We start from the raw sequence: 20,809 nt of genomic DNA on the forward strand, positions 1-20,809 counted from the left end.
TGACGCTCTGCGTCATCCGGGACGCAGAGCGCCCGGACAGCGTGGAACGTTCAACGATCAGGTCTGGCTGACTGCACAATCACCACTCGGCGAAACTGCCGTCGGCGTGACGCCAGATCGGGTTGCGCCAGCGGTGACCGATGGCCGCGCGCTCCTTGACGTATTCCTCGTTGATCTCGATGCCCAGGCCCGGGCCGTTCGGGATCTTCACCATGCCCTTGTCGTAGTCGAACACTTCAGGGTTCTTGATGTAATCGAGCAGGTCATTGCTTTCGTTGTAGTGAATGCCCAGGCTTTGTTCCTGAATGAACGCGTTGTAGCAGGCCGCATCCAGTTGCAGACACGCTGCCAGCGCAATCGGCCCCAGCGGGCAATGCAGCGCCAGCGCCACGTCGTAGGCCTCAGCCATGTTGGCGATCTTGCGGGTTTCGGTGATGCCGCCCGCGTGGGAAGCATCGGGCTGGATGATGTCGACGTAGCCTTCGCTCAGCACTCGTTTGAAGTCCCAGCGGGAGAACAGACGCTCGCCCAAGGCAATCGGCGTGCTGGTCAGCGGTGCGAGTTCCTTCAGGGCTTCGTAGTTTTCGCTGAGCACTGGTTCTTCGATGAACATCAGCTTGTACGGGTCCAGTTCTTTCATCAGCACCTTGGCCATAGGCTTGTGGACCCGGCCATGGAAGTCGACACCGATGCCGACGTTCGGGCCCACTGCGTCCCGCACGGCGGCAACGTTGGCCAGCGCCAGATCGACTTTCTCGAAGGTGTCGAGGAACTGCAGCTCTTCGGTGCCGTTCATCTTCACCGCAGTGAAGCCACGGGAAACGGCTTCTTTTGCCGCACGCGCCGTGTCGGCCGGACGGTCACCGCCGATCCACGAGTACACGCGGATCTTGTCACGCACCTGGCCGCCCAGCAGATCGCTGACCGAAACGCCCAGCGCCTTGCCCTTGATGTCCCACAACGCCTGGTCGATGCCGGCCAGCGCGCTCATGTGGATTGCGCCGCCCCGGTAGAAGCCGCCGCGATAGAGCACGGTCCAGATGTCTTCGATGTTGCGCGGATCCTTGCCGATCAGGTAGTCGGACAGTTCTTCAACAGCGGCGGCGACGGTGTGCGCGCGCCCTTCGACCACAGGCTCACCCCAGCCGGTGACGCCCTGATCGGTTTCCACTTTCAGGAAACACCAACGCGGCGGAACGATGAAGGTCGTGAGTTTGGTGATTTTCATCTCTTGTCTCTCTTGTATTCGAAACCGGTTATTCAAACGCTGCGGTCAGTGCATCACTGTTGGTTCGCAGGGCGATATTGATTCCAGGCCGCCACATAGCCTTTGGCGCGCTCGGCGACGTCTGCAGCGCTCATCCCCGGCTTGAACAGCCCGGAACCCAGGCCGAAGCCCTTCACGCCAGCGTCGAGGAACACTTTCATGTTGTCCGGCGTGATTCCGCCGACCGGCAGCAACACGGTGCCGGCCGGCAATACCGCAAGCCATGCCTTGACCACCGCTGGCCCCATCTGCTCGGCAGGGAACATCTTCAGTACGTCAGCGCCTTCTGCCAGTGCAGCGAAGGCCTCGGTCGGCGTCGCGACGCCCGGGGACAGAAACAGGCCTTCGGCCTTGGCGGCGCGCAAGACGTCCGGGTCGCTGTGGGGCATGACGATGACCTGTCCGCCGGCTTCTTTGACCTGACGCACCTGCTCCGGGGTCAACACCGTTCCGGCGCCGATCAGGCAATCGGCGGGCAGGCTCTGACGCAGCAAGCGTATGCTGTCGTACGGCTGAGGGGAATTGAGCGGTACTTCAATGACGCGAAAGCCGGCCTGGTACAGGACATCGCCGATAGCCGGTGCTTCTTCGGGGCGCAGGCCGCGCAGGATAGCGACCAGACCGTTTTGCGCGAGGGCTTGTTTGAGCATCTCAGTTCTCTACAGGAAGGGGCCGGGAAGCGGCCGCAGTAGTGGAAGAAATCAGTCCAGCCTGAACCGCAACCTGCCATAGGCCACGCTCGGTCGCCTGTTCGGCCAGGTTCACATGCGCGAAGCCGTTGGCATTCAGCGCACGCTGGTAGCGCTCCAGCAGCGGGCCGCTACCGATCAGAATGACCGCAGGCAGATTCGTTTCGTGCTGACGGAGCAACTGCGCCAGGGCCACGATTTCGTGGCCGATCAGCAACCCCGACAGGTAGTCGGGTTGTGCAGTGCCTGGCAGGGAGCCAGTCAGGCCGAGGGTCCGGCAACTGAAGATCGTCGACAGAGGCCCAGCCGCGCCACTCGGCGATTTCGCGACTGCCACGCCACGATCGAACGCTGTGGTATCGAACGCATCGCTGCGCTGCATGGTGCGCCCGAGAATGGTGTGACTGGACAACGCGGCGTAAACCTCGCCGGTCATGAAGGTATCGAAATGCACGATTTGTCCATCGACCGCCCTCACCCATTTCGAATGACTGCCCGGCAGACCGATCAGCAAAGGTTTGTCGGCTTCGCTCGCGGGCAGTGAACTGAGAATGCCGAGGACCTGGGTTTCTTCGCCGCGCATGACGTTCGGCAACTCTGAGCGCTGCAGCACGCCAGGAACGATATACACGTCCACACCCCGCAGGCTACGCACCGCGACCAGCGCCGAGCTCAGCCCGGCAACGCTGGCGGGGGTTTGCTGATAGACCGCTTCGCGCCAGCCTTGAGCGCTGCCGACCATGCCACAGGCAATGACCGGCAACGTCGGATCAGCGTCGAGCCAGTCCCCACAGGCTTCGTCGAAGGCCAGTTCGAAGCCGTCGCTGCACATCTGGCCGGCAATCTGCCGCGCAGTCATAGGCAGCTGCATGATGCCCGCGCTGAGCGAGCGATGTTCCAATACTCGGCCGTGTTCACCGAGCCGATACGCGCGAAGGGACGTCGTTCCCCAATCGAGCGCGATCAATTGCGCCTGCATGGCTTCACCTGATTGTTATTGATGAGTGAATGCGGGACGAACTATAAACCCGACAAGCAATAAATCTCAATATGTAAATTATCGTCCCATATTTTGGGATATTTACGTTTTGCGACGAAAGCACTTCATCTGCATCTATTTGAATGTGGTGCCAGGCCGATTCGCTGAGGCATACTCCGACGCTCTTGGCGACCGAATTCCTACACGCCAAGACCACCGCTCATCAGCCGTCAGTGCCGAAGGTGGTAACCTCCCCGCCCTTTTCTCACATGCCTTTTACCGGTCTCGTCTGCACTTCTTGCAGGCGGCCAGCTGCCCCCCTACGTCTAAACTCATCTACAAAAGGACCCGTCAGATGAAGCGATTTCTCGTGCTCGACAGCTTGCGAGGCCTATGTGCAGTCGCCTTGATCGTTCATCACTCACACATTGAGCGCAGCATCACTGAGCTGACGTTTTTCCGAAACGCCAGTCAGTTCGTGGGCTTTTTCTTCGCCTTGAGCGGGTTTCTGATTTATCGACGCTACATCGGCAACCTGAGTACGCCTCGGCAGTTAGGCGAATTCGTCGTTAAGCGCACCTGTCGCGTCATGCCCCTGCACATTGCCGTGCTGCTGTTTTTCATCGGTTTCGAATGCCTGAAGCTGGTGCTGGAGCGTTACGGGCTGTCATTGAATTATCCGGCCTTCAGTGGCGACCGCGCTCCGGGCGAAATCCTGCCCAATCTTCTGTTGATCCAGGCTTGGTGGCCGACGTTCAACGCCCTATCGTTCAACTATCCATCGTGGTTCATCAGCGTCGAGTTCTATCTGTGGATGACCTTTGCGCTCATTCTGTTCTCGCTGCCAGGGCTGGCGCGCAAGTTGTTCTCGCTGCTATGCGTTCTGGCCTTCGTGGCGCTGTACAAGGATTTCAGTCTGATTCCGCGCAACGTGCTGTGGGGCGCTTCGTGCTTCTTCGCGGGCGCGATCACCTATCGGTTGTATGTGCGGCTGCATGACTGGATGCCGGGAGTGGTGATCGCCAGTGTGCTGGAGGTCGGGACTCTGGGCGCAATTTACTGGGTCATGACGGAAGGCGAGCAGCCGCTGACCATCGAACTGGGGATGCTGTTCTGCCTGGCAGTGCTGATCTTTGCCTTTGAAGCCGGGGTCATCTCGCAATTGCTGCGTCTTCGGTCTTTCCCGGCGCTGGGCAAGTTATGGCTGTCGATCTACCTGACCCACGCTGCCGTAATCTTCATGCTCGCCACGGCGCTGACCATTGCGGCGAAGTTCAGCGGCTTTTCGATGCTGGTCGACAGGCCTGGCGAGACCAGCGGCACGATGGTGCGTTATCTGAGCACCGGGACCGCGCTGAACGATAATTTGCTGATGCTATTGGTGGTGGTCGCCGTGGTGGTGGTTTCGATGCTGACCCGCCGGTATATCGAAACCCCCTGGATTCGGTTTGGCAGGCATTGGCACCACGGCACGTTGTTTCGCCGCAGGAAGGATGATCAGCGGCAGGGTGTTTGATGTGTATGGCGGTTTAGGGCACTTTTTAGGTGTCCGTATCCGAGATCAGCGAAACAGGTCTGGCGTTAGCCAGACCCCATATCAGCGCCATACGACCGCCGGACAAACACACAAAGCCCGGCACCAGCCCGAAAACGCCCGCATAAAAAAACCGCCCCTAAAAGGCGGTTTTTTCATTTACGGCACAAAGAACGAATCACCGCTCCAGCAGAATCCGCAACATGCGACGCAGTGGCTCGGCCGCGCCCCACAGCAGCTGGTCACCCACGGTGAACGCGCCCAGGTACTGCGAACCCATGTTCAGCTTGCGCAGACGACCCACCGGAATGTTCAGCGTGCCGGTCACGGAAGTCGGGCTCAGCTCCTGAATGCTCGCCTCACGGTTGTTCGGCACCAGCTTCACCCAAGGGTTGTGCTGGCTGATCATGCCTTCGATATCGGCAATCGGAACGTCTTTGTTCAGCTTGATGGTCAGCGCCTGGCTGTGGCATCGCATGGCGCCGATGCGCACGCAGATACCGTCGACCGGGATCGGGCTCTTGAAGCGACCCAGAATCTTGTTGGTCTCCGCCTGCCCCTTCCACTCTTCACGGCTCTGACCGTTCGGCAGTTCCTTGTCGATCCACGGGATCAGGCTGCCGGCCAGCGGCACGCCGAAGTTTTCTGTCGGGAAGCTCTCGCCGCGCATGGCTTCGGCCACTTTGCGGTCGATGTCCAGAATTGCACTGGCAGGGTTCGCCAGTTCATCAGCCACCGAAGCGTTGATGGCGCCCATCTGTTTGATCAGCTCACGCATGTTCTGCGCGCCGGCACCGGAGGCCGCCTGATACGTCATGACGTTCATCCACTCGACCAGACCGGCCTCGAACAGACCGCCCAGACCCATCAGCATCAGGCTGACGGTGCAGTTGCCGCCGACGTAGTTCTTGGTACCGGAATCCAGCTGTTGGTCGATCACCTTGCGGTTGACCGGGTCAAGGATGATCACTGCATCGTCCTGCATGCGCAGGGCCGAGGCCGCATCGATCCAGTAACCCTGCCAGCCTGCTTCACGCAGCTTCGGGAACACCTCGTTGGTGTAGTCGCCGCCCTGGCAGGTCAGTACCACGTCCAGGGTCTTGAGCTCGTCAATGCTGTAGGCATCCTTCAGCGGCGCAATATCCTTGCCCACCGATGGACCTTGTCCACCGACGTTGGAGGTGGTGAAAAAAACCGGCTCAATGAGATCGAAATCCTGCTCTTCCAGCATGCGCTGCATGAGCACGGAACCAACCATACCGCGCCAACCGACCAGACCTACACGTTTCATCGCAACTACACCTTAATTAAAAGTGGGGCCCCTCACGCAGAGAGCCTTTCGACTCGATCTTGCAGTAGTGGGCCCGAGATATTACAGATTGCGCAGCGCGGCGACTACGGCGTCGCCCATTTCCCGGGTACCGACTTTGGCATTGCCTTCGGACCAGATGTCGCCAGTGCGCAGACCTTGATCCAGCACCAGGCTTACGGCCTTCTCGATGGCATCGGCGGCGGTGTGCTGGTTGAAGCTGTAACGCAGCATCATCGATACCGACAGGATGGTCGCCAACGGGTTGGCCACGCCTTTGCCAGCGATGTCCGGAGCCGAACCGTGGCAAGGCTCGTACATGCCCTTGTTGTTCGAATCCAGCGAGGCCGACGGCAGCATGCCGATGGAACCGGTGAGCATCGACGCTTCGTCGGACAGGATGTCGCCGAACATGTTGTCGGTCACCATCACATCGAACTGCTTCGGCGCGCGGACCAGCTGCATGGCGGCGTTGTCCACGTACATGTGGCTCAGCTCGACGTCCGGATAGTCCTTGGCAACCTGCTCGACCACTTCACGCCACAGCTGGCTGGAAGCGAGAACGTTGGCCTTGTCGACCGAGCACAGCTTCTTGCCACGCACGCGGGCCATGTCGAAACCGACACGGGCGATGCGGCGGATCTCGCTCTCGCTGTACGGGAGGGTATCGTAAGACTGACGCTCGCCGTTTTCCAGTTCGCGGGTGCCACGTGGCGCGCCGAAATAGATACCGCCGGTCAGCTCGCGAACGATGAGGATGTCCAGACCCGAAACGATTTCCGGCTTGAGGCTCGAAGCATCGGCCAGCTGCGGGTACAGGATGGCCGGACGCAGGTTGGCGAACAGACCCAGTTGCGAACGGATTTTAAGCAGACCGCGCTCAGGACGGATGTCGCGCTCGATGGCGTCCCATTTCGGGCCGCCGACCGCACCCAGCAGCACAGCATCGGCAGTACGGGCGCGTTCGAGCGTTTCATCAGCCAGCGGCACGCCATGCTTGTCGATGGCCGCGCCACCGATCACGTCGTGGCTGAATTCGAAACCCAGTTGATACTTCTCGTTGGCCAGGTCCAGCACCTTGACCGCTTCGGCCATGATTTCCGGACCAATGCCATCACCTGGGAGAATCAGAATCTGCTTGCTCATAACGTCCTCTTATCAATATATACATCGGCGCTACAGGAGCGCCGATGGGAAAAGCGGTTGTGTCGATATCGCACCGTTCCGACTGTTGCAGCACGGCTTGCCGGTGCTGGCGTCCTTGAAACCGCAACCGCCGGCAAGCCGGGACTGCTACAGGATATCAATGCACCTCAAGCGTCGCGGAACAACCATGGCTGCGTCGCACGATGCTTGCTTTCGAACGTCGCGATCGCATCGCCATCGACCAGCGTCAGGCCGATGTCGTCCAGGCCGTTGAGCAGGCAATGCTTTCGGAACGCGTCGATTTCGAAGCTGTACACCTTGCCATCTTCGCGGGTCACGGTCTGCGCGGCGAGGTCGACATTCAACTGGTAGCCCGGATTGGCTTCGACCACCTTGAACAGCTCGTCGACTTCAGCTTCGCTCAGAATGATCGGCAACAGGCCATTCTTGAAACTGTTATTGAAGAAGATGTCGGCGTAGCTCGGCGCGATGATGCTGCGAAAGCCGTACTCTTCCAGTGCCCATGGCGCGTGCTCACGGCTGGAGCCGCAACCGAAGTTTTCGCGGGCCAGCAGTACGCTGGCGCCTTGATAACGTTCGTGGTTGAGCACGAACTCCTTGTTCAGCGGACGCTTGGAGTTGTCCTGATAAGGCTGCCCCACATCCAGATAACGCCACTCGTCGAACAGGTTCGGACCGAAACCGGTGCGACGGATCGACTTCAAGAACTGCTTGGGGATGATCTGGTCAGTGTCGACGTTGGCACGATCCAGCGGAGCGACCAAACCGGTGTGTTGAGTAAAAGGCTTCATGCTGGGCTCCTTAGTGCTGGCTCATGGTGCGAACATCGACGAAACGACCGTTGACCGCCGCTGCCGCCGCCATCGCCGGGCTCACCAGGTGAGTACGACCACCGGCACCCTGACGGCCTTCGAAGTTACGGTTGGAGGTGGACGCGCAATGCTCGCCACTTTCCAGGCGGTCCGGGTTCATCGCCAGACACATGGAGCAACCTGGCTCACGCCATTCGAAACCGGCTTCGAGGAAGATCTTGTCCAGGCCTTCCTTTTCCGCCTGTTCTTTCACCAGACCCGAGCCCGGCACGACGATGGCCTGCTTGATGGTCGATGCGACCTTGCGGCCCTTGGCAATGTCTGCCGCAGCGCGCAAATCTTCGATACGCGAGTTGGTGCAGGAACCGATGAACACGCGATCGAGCTGAATGTCAGTGATCGCCTGATTGGCCTTGAGGCCCATGTATTTCAATGCACGCTCAATGGAGCCGCGCTTGACCAGATCAGACTCCTGCGCCGGATCAGGCACATTCTGATCGACAGCGAGGACCATTTCCGGCGAGGTGCCCCAGCTTACTTGCGGCTTGATCTGGGTGGCATCGAGCTCGACCACGGTGTCGAACACTGCGTCGTCGTCGGAAACCAGGTCTTTCCAGGCCTCGACCGCCATGTCCCACTGCTCACCCTTTGGCGAGAAAGGACGGCCTTTGACGTAGGCAACGGTCTTCTCATCGGTGGCCACCAGGCCGACGCGGGCGCCGGCCTCGATGGACATGTTGCAGATGGTCATGCGGCCTTCGACCGACAGATCGCGAATCGCGCTTCCGGCGAACTCGATGGCGTGGCCGTTACCACCGGCGGTGCCAATCTTGCCGATGATGGCCAGAACGATGTCCTTGGCGGTCACGCCGAACGGCAACTTGCCTTCGACCTTCACCAGCATGTTCTTCATCTTTTTGGCGACCAGACACTGGGTGGCGAGCACATGCTCGACCTCGGAGGTGCCGATACCGTGTGCCAGCGCGCCGAATGCGCCGTGGGTCGAGGTGTGGGAGTCGCCGCAGACCACGGTCATGCCCGGCAACGTCGCGCCCTGCTCAGGGCCGATCACATGAACGATGCCCTGGCGAACGTCGTTCATCTTGAATTCGGTGATGCCGTATTCGTCGCAGTTATCGTCCAGCGTCTTGACCTGCAGACGGGACACCTGATCAACGATGGCGTCGACGCCGTCCTTGCGATCAGGGGTGGTCGGAACGTTGTGGTCGACGGTGGCGACGTTGGCGTCAATGCGCCATGGCTTGCGGCCAGCCAGACGTAGGCCCTCGAAAGCCTGTGGCGAGGTCACTTCGTGGATGATGTGACGGTCAATGTAGAGCAGCGCCGAACCATCGTCGCGCTGCTTGACCAAATGCGAATCCCAGAGCTTGTCGTAGAGCGTTTTGCCGGCCATCAGACGGTTTCCTCATCAGCTTTTTTCTATGCCCGGTTCATTGACTGGCAATGACCGTTGGCTTGTCGGGCGGATGCTAGGGGTCGTGCGCAACCAGCTCAAATCCAGACTTTCTCTGGATGTGTGCCGAAGGGTTCGTCGCAGCGGCCCGCCTTGGTTCAGGGCATCCGTATCAGCGTGTTTCGTTGCCGGGTCATCGGTGCCTGCTCAGCGCAGCAAAAGACCCTTGGCGTGTGGGGAGATGCTATGGAATATGTTTAAATAACTCAAATTCATATTTTTCATGCTTTGGATAACCAAAAGGAATCCGAAATGGAGCTGGCGAATCTCAACGCTTTTATCGCCATTGCCGAGACCGGCAGTTTTTCTGCCGCAGGCGAGCGCCTGCACCTGACACAGCCTGCGATCAGTAAGCGAATCGCAGGGCTGGAGCAACAACTCAATGTACGCCTGTTTGATCGCCTGGGCCGGGAAGTCAGTCTGACGGAGGCCGGCCGGGCTTTGCTGCCGCGCGCCTATCAGATCCTGAATGTGCTGGATGACACTCGGCGGGCGCTGACCAACCTCACGGGCGAGGTCACCGGCCGCCTCAGTCTGGCCACCAGCCACCACATCGGGCTGCATCGCCTGCCGCCTTTATTAAGGGCATTTACCCGAACCTATCCGGACGTCGCGCTGGACATCGAATTTCTGGATTCAGAGGTCGCCTACGAAGAAATCCTCCATGGCCGCGCCGAGCTGGCGGTCATCACCCTGGCCCCCGACCCGCATTCGCTGATCAAGGCCGTGACGGTGTGGGACGACCCGCTGGATTTCGTGGCAGCGCCCGAGCATCCGCTGGCCAATACCGCCAATGTCAGCCTCGCCGATATCGCCAGCTACCCGGCGGTGTTTCCCGGTGGCAACACCTTCACCCACCACATCGTCAGCGGCCTGTGCGAAGCCCAGGGGCTCAAGCCGAACATCGCCATGAGCACCAACTACATGGAGACGATCAAGATGATGGTGTCCATCGGGCTGGCCTGGAGCGTGCTCCCCAGAACCATGCTCGATGAACAAGTTGCGCGCATTCCGCTGCCGGGCATTCAGCTGCGTCGCCAGCTAGGCTACATTGTTCACACGGAACGTACGCTGTCGAACGCCGCCAAGGCCTTCATGGCGTTGCTTGACGCCCAGACCACCGTCGCCGAAGCGGCTGCTGCTCACTGATCGACCTACAGGCTTTATCATTTAAGGCTCGTGATCACATGCCCATAACCGCAGACAGCGCACCGTTTCGATTGAATGGTCTGGTATTGACCGCGAAGGAGTCGGAGAAACACTTCGCGACGCTCTTCAACCTCAGCCCCAACGTGGTGCTGCTCACCCGTTTCGAAGACGGCCTGATCTGCAATGCCAATTGCCATTTCGAATCCACCTTTGGTTGGCCGTTGCAAGAGTGTGTGGGACGAACAACCCTGGACATAGGTCTCTGGACCGATCCGCTGCAACGCAGGCACGCGCTTGACAGGACCTTTGCCACCGCAAAGCCTGCCCATCTGGAAACTCAGTGGTGCGCGCGCGATGGCGGCGTCCACGACGGCACTCTGTACACCCAGCAACTGGAACTGGACGCTGGCGTGTATCTGCTGAGCACCTTTATCGACAATACCGAGCACAAGCTCGCGCAGCAGGCGCTCAAGGCCAGCGAGGAGAAATTCGCCAAGGCGTTTCACTCAAGCCCCGACGCCATCATCATCACCGAGCAGGCCACCGGCCGGTACCTGGAGGTGAACGACGGTTTCTGTCGGCTCACGGGCTACAGCGCCGACGACGTCATCGGCCGCACGGTGTATGAGTTCGCGATCATGGCCGACATCACCCAGCGCACGCGCCTGATACAGGAAATGGAAGAGCACGGCCGGGTGCGTAACCGAGAACTGCTGGGCCGCGACAAGAATGGCGAGATCATCACGGTCGACGTCTCCATCGATCCGCTGATGCTCAATGACATCGAATGCCTGCTGATCACTGCCCGTGACATCAGCCAACTGAAAAACGCCCAGGCGCAGATCCAGCATCTGGCGTATCACGATTCGCTGACCAACCTGCCAAACCGCGCATTGCTCATGGATCGCCTCAGCCAGCAGATCGCCCTGCTCAAGCGCCACAATCTGCGCGGCGCTTTGCTGTTTCTCGATCTGGACCACTTCAAGCACATCAATGACTCTCTGGGCCATCCGGTGGGCGACAGTGTGCTGAAAGTCATCACTGCGCGCCTTGAGGCCAGCGTCAGGCTGGAAGACACCGTTGCGCGCCTGGGCGGAGACGAATTCGTCGTGCTGATCAGCGGCCTGGAGGGGACGCGAGACGCAGTGATCGACCAGGTGCGCGGGCAGGCCGATACCCTCCGGCAATTACTCGCGGAGCCGATGTTCCTCGATGGTCACCGACTGCAAGTCACACCCAGCATCGGCGTGGCCTTGATTCCCGATCATGGGTCCACGCCCGCCGACTTGCTCAAGCGCGCCGACATCGCGCTGTATCGAGCCAAGGATTCAGGGCGCAATGCCACACAGATGTTCCACAGCACCATGCAAAAAGCTGCCAGCGATCGTCTGCGTCTGGAAAACGACCTGCGCCAAGCGCTCGCCCGCGGAGAATTCAGCCTCAGCTATCAGCCCCAGGTGGACACCCGCGGCAACCGCATCGTCGGCGCCGAAGCCCTGCTGCGCTGGCAACATCCAAGCCTGGGCAACCTGCCGCCCAACCAGTTCATTCAGGTCATGGAAGAAAGCGGGATGATTCTCGAGGTCGGCAACTGGATTCTTGAGGAGGCCTGCAAGGCCGGTAGCGAACTGGTGCGCAAGGGCCTGATCGATACCCAGGACTTCAGCCTGTGCGTGAACATCAGCCCACGTCAGTTTCGACAGACCGACTTCGTCGAACGGGTCGAACGCTGCCTGCGAACCTATGACCTGCCCAATCGCCTGCTGAAGCTGGAAATCACTGAAGGCATCGTCATTCAGAACCTGGAAGACACCATCGCCAAGATGCTGCAACTCAAGCAGATGGGCATCAGCTTTGCGATGGATGACTTCGGTACCGGCTACTCGTCGCTGACCTACCTCAAGCGCCTGCCGGTAGACGCGCTGAAGATCGATCAATCCTTCGTCCGCGATGCCACCAGCGACCCCAACGACGCTGAAATCGTCCGCGCCATCGTGGCCATGGCCGCCAGCCTGAACCTTGCGATCATTGCCGAGGGCGTGGAAAAGCAGGAGCAACTGGACTTTCTGGCTCAGCTCGACTGCCACTTTTATCAGGGTTTTCTGTTCAGTGAGCCGCTGAGCGTGGCGGGGTTCGAGGCGTTGTTGCGTGAGCGGCAAATTGAGTGACACGCTTGTGCCCGGAGCGCCGGATCAAAAAAGTCGTCATTCAATAGGTTACAAAAAAGGCGCCCCGAAGGGCGCCTTTCTCATGGCTGGCGTTTGGATCAATGCGCCAGGTTTTTCTGGCCATTGATCTGGATACGCTTGGGCTTGGCTTCTTCAGGTACCAGGCGCAGCAGGTCAATGTTCAGCAGGCCGTTGGCCAGTGCAGCGTTCTGCACTTCGATGTGATCGGCCAGACGGAACGACAGCTTGAACGCGCGTTGGGCAATGCCCTGGTGCAGGAAGGTCACTCCTTCTGCTGCCTTGTCGCGTTTGCTGCCTGTGACGGTCAGCACACCCTTCTCGACCTGCAACTCCAGGTCTTCTTCCTGGAAACCCGATGCCGCGATGACGATGCGGTATTGGTCATCTGCGTGCTTCTCGACGTTGTAGGGAGGGTAGCTGCTGGCCGACTCGTTACGGGCAGCCGATTCGAACAGATCGTTGAAGCGGTCGAAGCCCACGGAAGAACGGAACAGTGGAGCCAGAGAGAAAGCGGTAGTCATGTTGAATCTCCTGATAAATCAGCAAGTGTTTGTCTCCGCGACCCGATTTCGGCATCGCGTAATCCCAAGATTGGGACAGTCACTTCTGTTTCAAGAGTCGCTATGAAATTTTTTTCAGGCCGCTTCCTGCTCGACGATTCCCAGCATCTGGCTGATGCGCTCGCAGTCGGTCTCGCGACGCAATGCATCGAACAACACGACAGCCTCGGGATAGCTCTTGGTCAGCAATACCACCCATTGCTTGAGTCGCCCCGGCGCCTGAACACGGGTCATCTTGGCCAGGGCCCGTTGCCAGAAGACCCTGAGCAGCGGTTGCAGCTCCTGCCAAGTCATCTCGACGACGTCGCGTCCGGCCTCGGCGGCAGCAATCTGCCGTCCCAGATCAGGACGCGCCACGAGGCCTCGGCCGATCATGATGTCGCGCCCGCCGCAGATTTCGCGGCAGCGGCGCCAGTCGTCGACGGTCCAGATCTCGCCATTGGCGATGATCGGGATTTTTACCACGTCCTGAATCTTGCCGATCCACTCCCAATGGGCGGGCGGCTTGTAGCCATCGACCTTGGTTCGCGCGTGGACCACGATGTGTTCGGCGCCACCGGCCTCCAGCGCTCTGGCGCAGTCCAGCGCGGGCTCGGTGCTGTCGTAACCCAGACGCATCTTGGCAGTGACCGGAATGTGCGCCGGCACCGCGCGGCGGACATGGCTGAGGATCGAATGCAGCAGCTCCGGCTCCTTCAGCAGCACTGCCCCGCCCCGGGACTTGTTGACAGTCTTGGCCGGGCAGCCGAAGTTCAGGTCGATGACTGGCGCACCCAGCTCAGCAGCGAATGCGGCGTTTTCCGCCAGACACACAGGGTCGGAGCCCAGCAGCTGGACACGCAATGGCACACCGGCGCGAGTCTTGGCGTCCGTCAGCAGTTCCGAGGCGAACTTGTGGAAGTAATGCGCAGGCAACAGACGCTCGGTCACCCGGATGAATTCGGTCACGCACCAGTCGATGCCGCCAACCTGAGTCAGCACATCGCGCAGAATGTCGTCGACCAAGCCCTCCATGGGCGCCAGAGCAATTTGCATGGATCACACTCGAAAAAAAGTCCGGCAGTTTACGCAGTGACTACCAGATTGGGAACGGCCCTGGCACGCCGGGCGTCAGGACGTCGCCAGTTGCAGCGCCGGCGCGTACCCGTCGATGAACTCAACTGGCATGCGTTTCGGCTTGCCGGTAGACAGTTCGATGCAGACAAAAGTGGTTTGCGCGCGCAGCAACGTCACGCCATCGCTTGGGCGCTTGAGCTGAAAGCGCCGGGTCATCTTCAGCCGTTGATCCCAATCGACGATCCAGGTCGCCAGTTGCAGATCGTCATCCTGATAGGCGCTGGCGAGGTAATCGATTTCGTGGCGAACCACCGCCATCGCACGGTCCAGACGCCGGTACTCGGTCAGGTCCAGGCCCAACTGCTGTGAGTGACGCCACGCGCAGCGCTCCAGCCAGGTGACATAAACCGCATTGTTGGCGTGCCCCAATCCATCGATGTCGTCTTCGACCACGTGCAGATCGATGACGAACGGCGTTGCCAGATCCCAGACCATGCTCGTTCCTGCCCCCTCATGAATGCATTCGGCGGCCAGTGTAACGAAAAGCGTCGGGCGTTGAAGCGCTCTGTCGGGATTGCCTTAGAGCATGGCCGACTTCGCGGCCCGCAGCACGCGGTCCGACAACTCGTTGGGGCCCAGTGCCCGCGCCAGTGCCAGGCCGCCCAGCATCAGCGCGATATCAGCCAGCGTCTTGTCGGTTTCTTCGGGGCTTGCGGCCAGTTGCGCGACCATGAGCTCGATATGCTCGGCCAGCGCACCACGAAAGTCATCCGACAGACGCGCCATTTCGCCGATGGCCGTCGGCAGCGGGCAGGCGTGATCTTCAGCGTCGCGATGCTTGCGGGATAAATAGAATGCCGCCAGCAAGGCGCGGCGCTCTTCGCCCGGCAATTGGTCGTCGATTTTGGCGACCATTTCCCGCCGCTCGCTGAGCAGGTGGTTGAAAGCCTCCAGCATCAAGGCTTCCTTACTGTCGAAGTGGGCATAGAAACCGCCAACCGTCAGCCCCGCCGCTCCCATGATTTCGTTCACGCTGGGCTCGACCGGCCCGCGAGCGATCAGCGCGACGCTGGCTGCGTTGAGAATACGTTCGCGGGTTTGTGCTTTTTTATCGTTCATGTCCGCCTCCCGGATGATGGCAGTAATATTATCTGCATCATGGGGGATGGCAAGCGAAGAGAACGGGTACCGGCTTTGGATGCCGGTGAATTTTGTGGGGAGGAGCTTGGGGTCGCGCTGAGAAGACCGATTGGTCAGACCGACCGTGCGGGTCGCAGGAAAATAAAACCCCAGAAAAACAAAAGGGCCATTCAATAATCGAATGACCCTTGGTCTCGCAGAGCGAGAAATCGTGGCGTCCCCTAGGGGACTCGAACCCCTGTTACCGCCGTGAAAGGGCGGTGTCCTAGGCCACTAGACGAAGGGGACGCAAAACCTTCAGTCAGGTTCGTCGTAAACATCTTCAACGAACCTTGGCAAATTTGGTGGAGCTAAGCGGGATCGAACCGCTGACCTCCTGCATGCCATGCAGGCGCTCTCCCAGCTGAGCTATAGCCCCGGATTTACGTCTCTCGACGGAGGTCAACCTTGCGGCATCACTCGGTAAAACTGGCGTCCCCTAGGGGACTCGAACCCCTGTTACCGCCGTGAAAGGGCGGTGTCCTAGGCCACTAGACGAAGGGGACATAACCTTTGTGTACCTGATCGGTGCTGGTTCCGATTTGCGGTACAAACTTCAAGGCAGTGTAGCCAACCTTGAAGCTTCTAAATTGGTGGAGCTAAGCGGGATCGAACCGCTGACCTCCTGCATGCCATGCAGGCGCTCTCCCAGCTGAGCTATAGCCCCACAATACACTCTCAGATCACCTTGCGTTGCCGCCGTGTATCTGTGTTGCCGTGTGGACGGGGCGCATATTAAGTGCGGCCCCGATACCTGTCAAACTTTTTTTAAAACAATTTCAAAAGAATTTTCCGGGATAACAATCACTTACCGCCCTCCCCTGAATAATCAGGGGGTTGCTTGGCCGATGCGCACCCGGGTTCGGCTACGCACAGCGGCCGACCGCCACTCAGCCGATGGAGCCAAGCAGCTTTTCCCATTCCTTGTTTTCTTTCTTCGAGACGCCGCCTAGCAGGTCAAGGGCCTGGCGCAGACGATAGCGAGTCAGGTCCGGACCGAGGATTTCCATGGCGTCGGTCACCGAGACCGAGTTGGCCTGGCCAGTGACTGCAGCAAACATCAGCGGCATGGCATCACGCAGCTTCAGTTGCAGATGCTCGACCACTGCCTGGATGCAACCGGTGATGCTCTCTTTCTCCCACTGACGCAGGGATTCGAGTTTCCAGAGGATCAACTGCATCACCTGACGCACCTGCTCCGGCGACAGCTTCTTGTGCTCGAACAGCTTGACGTCCGGATTCACGCCACCGGCGAAAAAGAACCCGCCCAGCGGCGCGACCTGACTAAACGTTTCGACGCGGCCCTGAACGTGCGGCGCGATCTTCATCATGTAGTCGCTGTTGAACGCCCACTTCTGAACCCGTGCGGCGAACTCTTCGACCGGCAACTCACGCAGCCACTGGCCATTGAGCCAGGAGAGTTTCTCGATGTCGAAAATCGGCCCGCCCAGGGACACGCGATTCAGGTCGAAATTGTCGACCATTTCCTGCAACGAGAACTTCTCGCGCTCGTCGGGCATCGACCAGCCCATGCGGCCCAAGTAGTTGAGCATCGCCTCTGGCATGAAGCCCATGCGCTCGTAGAAAGTCACCGACGTCGGGTTCTTGCGCTTGGACAGCTTGCTCTTGTCCGGGTTACGCAGCAGCGGCATGTAGCACAGGGCCGGCTTTTCCCAGCCGAAGTATTCGTAGAGCAGGATCAGTTTCGGCGCCGATGGCAGCCATTCTTCGCCGCGCAGCACGTGGGTGATACCCATCAAATGGTCGTCGACGACGTTGGCCAGGAAGTAGGTCGGCAGACCGTCGGTCTTCATCAGGACCTGCATGTCCATGCGGTCCCACGGGATTTCCACTTCGCCACGCAGGATGTCCGGCACGACGCAGACGCCTTCGCTCGGCACCTTCATGCGAATCACGTGAGGTTCGCCAGCGGCCAGACGACGCTCGACTTCTTCCTTCGACAGCAGCAGCGCGCGGCCGTCGTAGCGTGGGGTTTCGCCACGGGCCATCTGCTCGGCGCGCATCTGGTCCAGCTCCTCGCTGGTGCAGAAGCACGGGAAGGCATGACCGGCGTCGACCAGTTGCTGGGTGTACTTCTTGTAGATGTCGCCACGCTCGCTCTGGCGATACGGGCCGTGCGGACCACCGACGTCCGGGCCTTCGCTCCATTCGATGCCCAGCCAGCGCAGGGCGTCGAAAATCTGTTGTTCGGACTCGCGGGTCGAGCGCAACTGATCGGTGTCTTCAATGCGCAGGATGAATTCGCCACCATGCTGCTTGGCAAAGCAATAGTTGAACAGTGCGATGTAAGCCGTGCCAACGTGGGGGTCGCCGGTTGGCGATGGCGCGATGCGGGTACGAACGGTGGTCATGGAAAATTCCGAATAGGTCGAACAAGCCGCGAATCTTAACAGGCGCGAGCGTCGCGGCTCCAGCACCGGGACCGGATCGCCAGGCAGATTCGCGCAGGTGGGAACTGAGCGTAGCCAGTGCGCGGGCATGTGCCAGAAATGAATACCGGATTATCAGTTCCAGTCATTATTTCAACGATGGCTAGGTGCCAGACTTCATTTGCTGATAAATTTCCTTACATTCTAATAATCCAGAACGACCATGCCTGCCCAACTCAAACGCCGCCTGTTCATCTTCTTTGTGGTGGTCCTGCTGATCGCCCTCGCCTTCTTTGCCCAATGGTATCTAAAAGGACGCTTCTACGAGACCACCGACAACGCCTACGTTCAGGGTGAGATCACCCGCATTTCCAGCCAGCTTGGCGCCCGCGTCAGCGAAGTGCTGGTGCAGGACAACCAGCACGTCGACAAAGGCCAGCTGCTGGTGCGGCTGGAACCTGACGATTTCCGCCTGTCCATTGATCGCGCTCAAGCGACACTCGCCACCCGCGAAGCCGAGCGAGTTCAGGCGCAGAGCAAGCTGACCCAGCAATCGAGCCTGATTGCCGCCAGCGACGCGCAGGTTCAGGCCAATCAAGCGACGCTGGGGCGCACTCAGATCGATCTGGCGCGGCTACAGAAACTGCGCACGCCGGGCTTCGTCTCGGAAGAACAGGTCACCACCATGACCGCCGACAGCAATGTTGCGCGCTCGCAAGTCACCAAGGCCCAGGCCGACGCCCAGAGTCAGCGCCAGCAGGTCAACGCGCTGAACGCCGAGATCAAGCGCCTCGATGCGCAGATCGCTACCGCCCGCGCCGATCTGGCCCAAGCGCAAATCAACATGCAGCGGACCGAAATCCACTCCCCCATCAGCGGCCTTGTCGGTCAGCGCGCGGCGCGCAACGGTCAGTACGTGCAGGCTGGCGCTTATCTGCTGTCCATCGTTCCCGACGAAGACATCTGGGTGCAGGCCAACTTCAAGGAAACCCAGATCGAACATATGGGGATCGGCCAGTCCGCGGAGCTGACCTTCGACAGTTTCCCCGGCACGCCGATAAAAGGTCAGGTCAACAGCCTGTTTGCCGCTTCAGGCGCGCAGTTCAGCCTGCTGCCGCCCGACAACGCGACCGGCAATTTCACCAAGGTCGTGCAGCGTATCCCGGTAAAACTGACGTTTGCCCCGGATAATCCGCTGCACGGCAAGATCCGTCCGGGCATGTCGGTGACGGTTTCGGTCAACATCAAACCGGCAAACGACACTCAAAGTGGCCGGTGACGAACTGACCCGCCCGGTCGGCGAACCGACCCGGCGGGACTGGATCGCGGTGATGAGCGTGATGCTGGGCGCTTTCATGGCGGTGCTGGACATCCAGATCACCAACTCCTCGCTCAAAGACATTCAAGGCGCGCTATCGGCCACTCTTGAAGAAGGCTCGTGGATTTCCACGTCTTATCTGGTGGCCGAGATCATCATGATCCCGCTCACGGCCTGGCTGGTGCAGGTGCTCTCCGCGCGGCGCCTGGCGGTCTGGGTGTCGCTGGGGTTTCTGGTTTCATCGTTGCTCTGCTCCATGGCCTGGAGCCTGGAAAGCATGATCGTATTCCGCGCCATGCAAGGCTTCACCGGCGGCGCGCTGATCCCGCTGGCATTCACCCTGACGCTGATCAAACTGCCTGAACACCACCGAGCCAAAGGCATGGCGCTGTTTGCCATGACCGCGACCTTCGCGCCTTCCATTGGGCCCACGCTCGGTGGCTGGCTGACGGAAAACTTCGGCTGGGAATACATTTTCTACATCAACATTCCGCCGGGGCTGGTGATGATCGCCGGGCTGATGTACGGCCTGGAGAAGAAGACGCCGCACTGGGAATTGCTGAAAAGCACCGACTACGCAGGGATCGTCACCCTCGGCGTTGGCCTGGGCTGCCTGCAGGTGTTTCTTGAAGAAGGCCATCGCAAGGACTGGCTGGAATCCAGCCTGATCCTGACTTTAGGCAGTATCGCGCTGCTCAGCCTGATCACCTTTGTGATTATCCAGTTCTCCAAACCCAAGCCGCTGATCAATCTGGGCATCCTCGGCAACCGTAACTTCGGACTGTCCAGCATCTCCAGCGTCGGCATGGGCGTGGGGCTTTATGGTTCGATCTACCTGCTGCCGCTGTATCTGGCGCAGATTCAGGGCTACAACGCTCAGCAGATTGGCGAAGTCATCATGTGGATGGGGGTTCCGCAGCTGTTTCTGATCCCGCTGGTGCCGCAACTGATGAAGATTATCTCGCCGAAGATCCTCTGCACCCTCGGCTTCGGGCTGTTCGGCATTGCCAGTTTTTCTTCGGGAGTGCTCAACCCGGACTTCGCCGGGCCGCAGTTCAACCAGATCCAGATCGTTCGCGCGCTGGGACAACCGCTGATCATGGTGACCATCTCGCTGATCGCCACTGCCTTTATCCAGCCTCAGGATGCAGGGTCGGCATCCAGCCTGTTCAACATCCTGCGCAATCTTGGTGGCGCGATTGGTATCGCGTTGCTGGCGACCTTGCTCGATGCCAGGACCAAGACCTACTTCGACTACCTGCGCGAATCCATCTCCCCTGCCAACCCGCAAGTGGCCGAACGTATGGCGACGTTCACCGACCGCCTCGGCAGCGAGACCGCGGCGCTGGGCAAACTCAGCGAAATTGCCCATCAGCAGGCCGCGATCATGGCGTACAACGATGCGTTTCATTTTGTCGGAATCGCACTGGGGGTCAGCATGGTGGCGGTGATGCTGACCAAGAAGCTGCCGTCGGGGATCAAGTCTGGGGAAGCGCATTGACGCATTCGGGTAGCTTGAGTCGGGTAATTCCCTTCTCCGCATAGGATTGGCTGAAGCGTTGCCGTAGTCCATTTCTGAAAACCTCGCAGTCTTGTCCTTTTGTGTTTCAGCGCTCGGACAGGGCTGCGTGAAGTCCCTACATTCCGCCGCTTTCTCAGCGCGGATCACGGAATGTCTGACGCCCCACACGCTGCCCGCCAGGGCGATGCGATCGTTCACAGCTCGATCATGGCCGA

The 20,809-nt window shown here is 59.7% G+C and carries 16 protein-coding genes, 4 tRNA genes and 1 pseudogene; 5 read left to right on the forward strand and 16 right to left on the reverse strand.

Annotated features, from left to right (window positions below; translation table 11 throughout):
* Window positions 1-79: 79 nt before the first annotated feature.
* Genes dgoD through BWR59_RS18875 form a run of 3 tightly spaced genes read right to left on the reverse strand, consistent with a single transcriptional unit; the run spans window position 80 to window position 2,935 of the window.
* Window positions 80-1,228, reverse strand: a complete 1,149-nt coding sequence (gene dgoD / locus BWR59_RS18865; protein ID WP_074753428.1) for a galactonate dehydratase — start codon at window positions 1,226-1,228, stop codon at window positions 80-82.
* A 53-nt stretch (window positions 1,229-1,281) separates the two neighbouring features.
* Window positions 1,282-1,917 (reverse strand): 2-dehydro-3-deoxy-6-phosphogalactonate aldolase, encoded by a 636-nt coding sequence (locus BWR59_RS18870; protein ID WP_081567143.1) that lies wholly within the window; start codon window positions 1,915-1,917, stop codon window positions 1,282-1,284.
* Between the two features lies 1 nt (window position 1,918).
* Window positions 1,919-2,935, reverse strand: coding sequence for a 2-dehydro-3-deoxygalactonokinase (locus tag BWR59_RS18875; protein WP_081567144.1), 1,017 nt, complete (start codon window positions 2,933-2,935; stop codon window positions 1,919-1,921).
* Window positions 2,936-3,290: 355 nt separating this feature from the next.
* Between BWR59_RS18875 and BWR59_RS18880 the strand changes: the two genes are divergently transcribed.
* Window positions 3,291-4,451, forward strand: a complete 1,161-nt coding sequence (locus tag BWR59_RS18880; RefSeq protein ID WP_081567145.1) for an acyltransferase — start codon at window positions 3,291-3,293, stop codon at window positions 4,449-4,451.
* 196 nt (window positions 4,452-4,647) lie between these two features.
* On the opposite strand, the gene asd is transcribed toward BWR59_RS18880, so the two are convergent.
* The 4 genes from asd to leuC form a co-directional block, all read right to left on the reverse strand.
* Window positions 4,648-5,760 (reverse strand): aspartate-semialdehyde dehydrogenase, encoded by a 1,113-nt coding sequence (gene asd / locus BWR59_RS18885; protein ID WP_081567146.1) that lies wholly within the window; start codon window positions 5,758-5,760, stop codon window positions 4,648-4,650.
* A gap of 81 nt (window positions 5,761-5,841) precedes the next feature.
* The gene (leuB, locus tag BWR59_RS18890) at window positions 5,842-6,924 is read right to left on the reverse strand and encodes a 3-isopropylmalate dehydrogenase (RefSeq protein WP_081567147.1); all 1,083 of its coding nucleotides are present in this window, start codon (window positions 6,922-6,924) and stop codon (window positions 5,842-5,844) included.
* A gap of 167 nt (window positions 6,925-7,091) precedes the next feature.
* A complete protein-coding gene (gene leuD / locus BWR59_RS18895) occupies window positions 7,092-7,736 on the reverse strand; it encodes a 3-isopropylmalate dehydratase small subunit (protein ID WP_081567148.1) in 645 nt (214 codons plus the stop codon).
* A 10-nt stretch (window positions 7,737-7,746) separates the two neighbouring features.
* Window positions 7,747-9,171, reverse strand: a complete 1,425-nt coding sequence (gene leuC / locus BWR59_RS18900; RefSeq protein ID WP_081567149.1) for a 3-isopropylmalate dehydratase large subunit — start codon at window positions 9,169-9,171, stop codon at window positions 7,747-7,749.
* Window positions 9,172-9,483: 312 nt separating this feature from the next.
* Here leuC and BWR59_RS18905 point away from each other — a divergent pair, with 312 nt between their 5' ends.
* Together BWR59_RS18905 and BWR59_RS18910 are read left to right on the forward strand one after the other, a co-directional pair.
* On the forward strand, window positions 9,484-10,380 hold the full coding sequence (locus BWR59_RS18905) for a LysR family transcriptional regulator (RefSeq protein WP_081567150.1): 897 nt from the start codon (window positions 9,484-9,486) through the stop codon (window positions 10,378-10,380).
* A 101-nt stretch (window positions 10,381-10,481) separates the two neighbouring features.
* Window positions 10,482-12,548 (forward strand): annotated as a pseudogene (locus BWR59_RS18910) (EAL domain-containing protein); the annotation flags it as partial.
* A gap of 98 nt (window positions 12,549-12,646) precedes the next feature.
* Here the strand turns inward: BWR59_RS18910 and BWR59_RS18915 are convergent.
* The 9 genes from BWR59_RS18915 to gltX form a co-directional block, all read right to left on the reverse strand.
* Window positions 12,647-13,090, reverse strand: coding sequence for an Hsp20 family protein (locus tag BWR59_RS18915; protein WP_081567152.1), 444 nt, complete (start codon window positions 13,088-13,090; stop codon window positions 12,647-12,649).
* A gap of 114 nt (window positions 13,091-13,204) precedes the next feature.
* Window positions 13,205-14,164 carry a tRNA-dihydrouridine synthase gene (locus BWR59_RS18920; protein WP_081567153.1) on the reverse strand — a complete coding sequence of 320 codons (960 nt, stop codon included), beginning with the start codon at window positions 14,162-14,164 and terminating at the stop codon, window positions 13,205-13,207.
* 75 nt (window positions 14,165-14,239) lie between these two features.
* Window positions 14,240-14,680, reverse strand: a complete 441-nt coding sequence (locus BWR59_RS18925; RefSeq protein ID WP_081567154.1) for a thioesterase family protein — start codon at window positions 14,678-14,680, stop codon at window positions 14,240-14,242.
* 84 nt (window positions 14,681-14,764) lie between these two features.
* Entirely contained in the window at window positions 14,765-15,304 is a 540-nt protein-coding gene (locus tag BWR59_RS18930; RefSeq protein ID WP_081567155.1) for a TetR/AcrR family transcriptional regulator, read from the reverse strand.
* Between the two features lie 233 nt (window positions 15,305-15,537).
* Window positions 15,538-15,613 (reverse strand) — tRNA-Glu (locus BWR59_RS18935).
* 54 nt (window positions 15,614-15,667) lie between these two features.
* A tRNA-Ala gene (locus BWR59_RS18940) sits at window positions 15,668-15,743 on the reverse strand.
* A 51-nt stretch (window positions 15,744-15,794) separates the two neighbouring features.
* Window positions 15,795-15,870 (reverse strand) — tRNA-Glu (locus BWR59_RS18945).
* An 85-nt stretch (window positions 15,871-15,955) separates the two neighbouring features.
* Window positions 15,956-16,031 (reverse strand) — tRNA-Ala (locus tag BWR59_RS18950).
* 223 nt (window positions 16,032-16,254) lie between these two features.
* Entirely contained in the window at window positions 16,255-17,736 is a 1,482-nt protein-coding gene (gene gltX, locus BWR59_RS18955) for a glutamate--tRNA ligase (RefSeq protein ID WP_081567156.1), read from the reverse strand.
* 241 nt (window positions 17,737-17,977) lie between these two features.
* Here gltX and BWR59_RS18960 point away from each other — a divergent pair, with 241 nt between their 5' ends.
* A complete protein-coding gene (locus tag BWR59_RS18960) occupies window positions 17,978-19,033 on the forward strand; it encodes an HlyD family secretion protein (RefSeq protein ID WP_081567157.1) in 1,056 nt (351 codons plus the stop codon).
* Between the two features lie 49 nt (window positions 19,034-19,082).
* A complete protein-coding gene (locus BWR59_RS18965) occupies window positions 19,083-20,573 on the forward strand; it encodes an MDR family MFS transporter (protein WP_168184508.1) in 1,491 nt (496 codons plus the stop codon).
* Window positions 20,574-20,809 lie beyond the last annotated feature (236 nt).

It is taken from the genome of Pseudomonas sp. Bc-h, assembly GCF_002080045.1.
Classification (GTDB): domain Bacteria; phylum Pseudomonadota; class Gammaproteobacteria; order Pseudomonadales; family Pseudomonadaceae; genus Aquipseudomonas.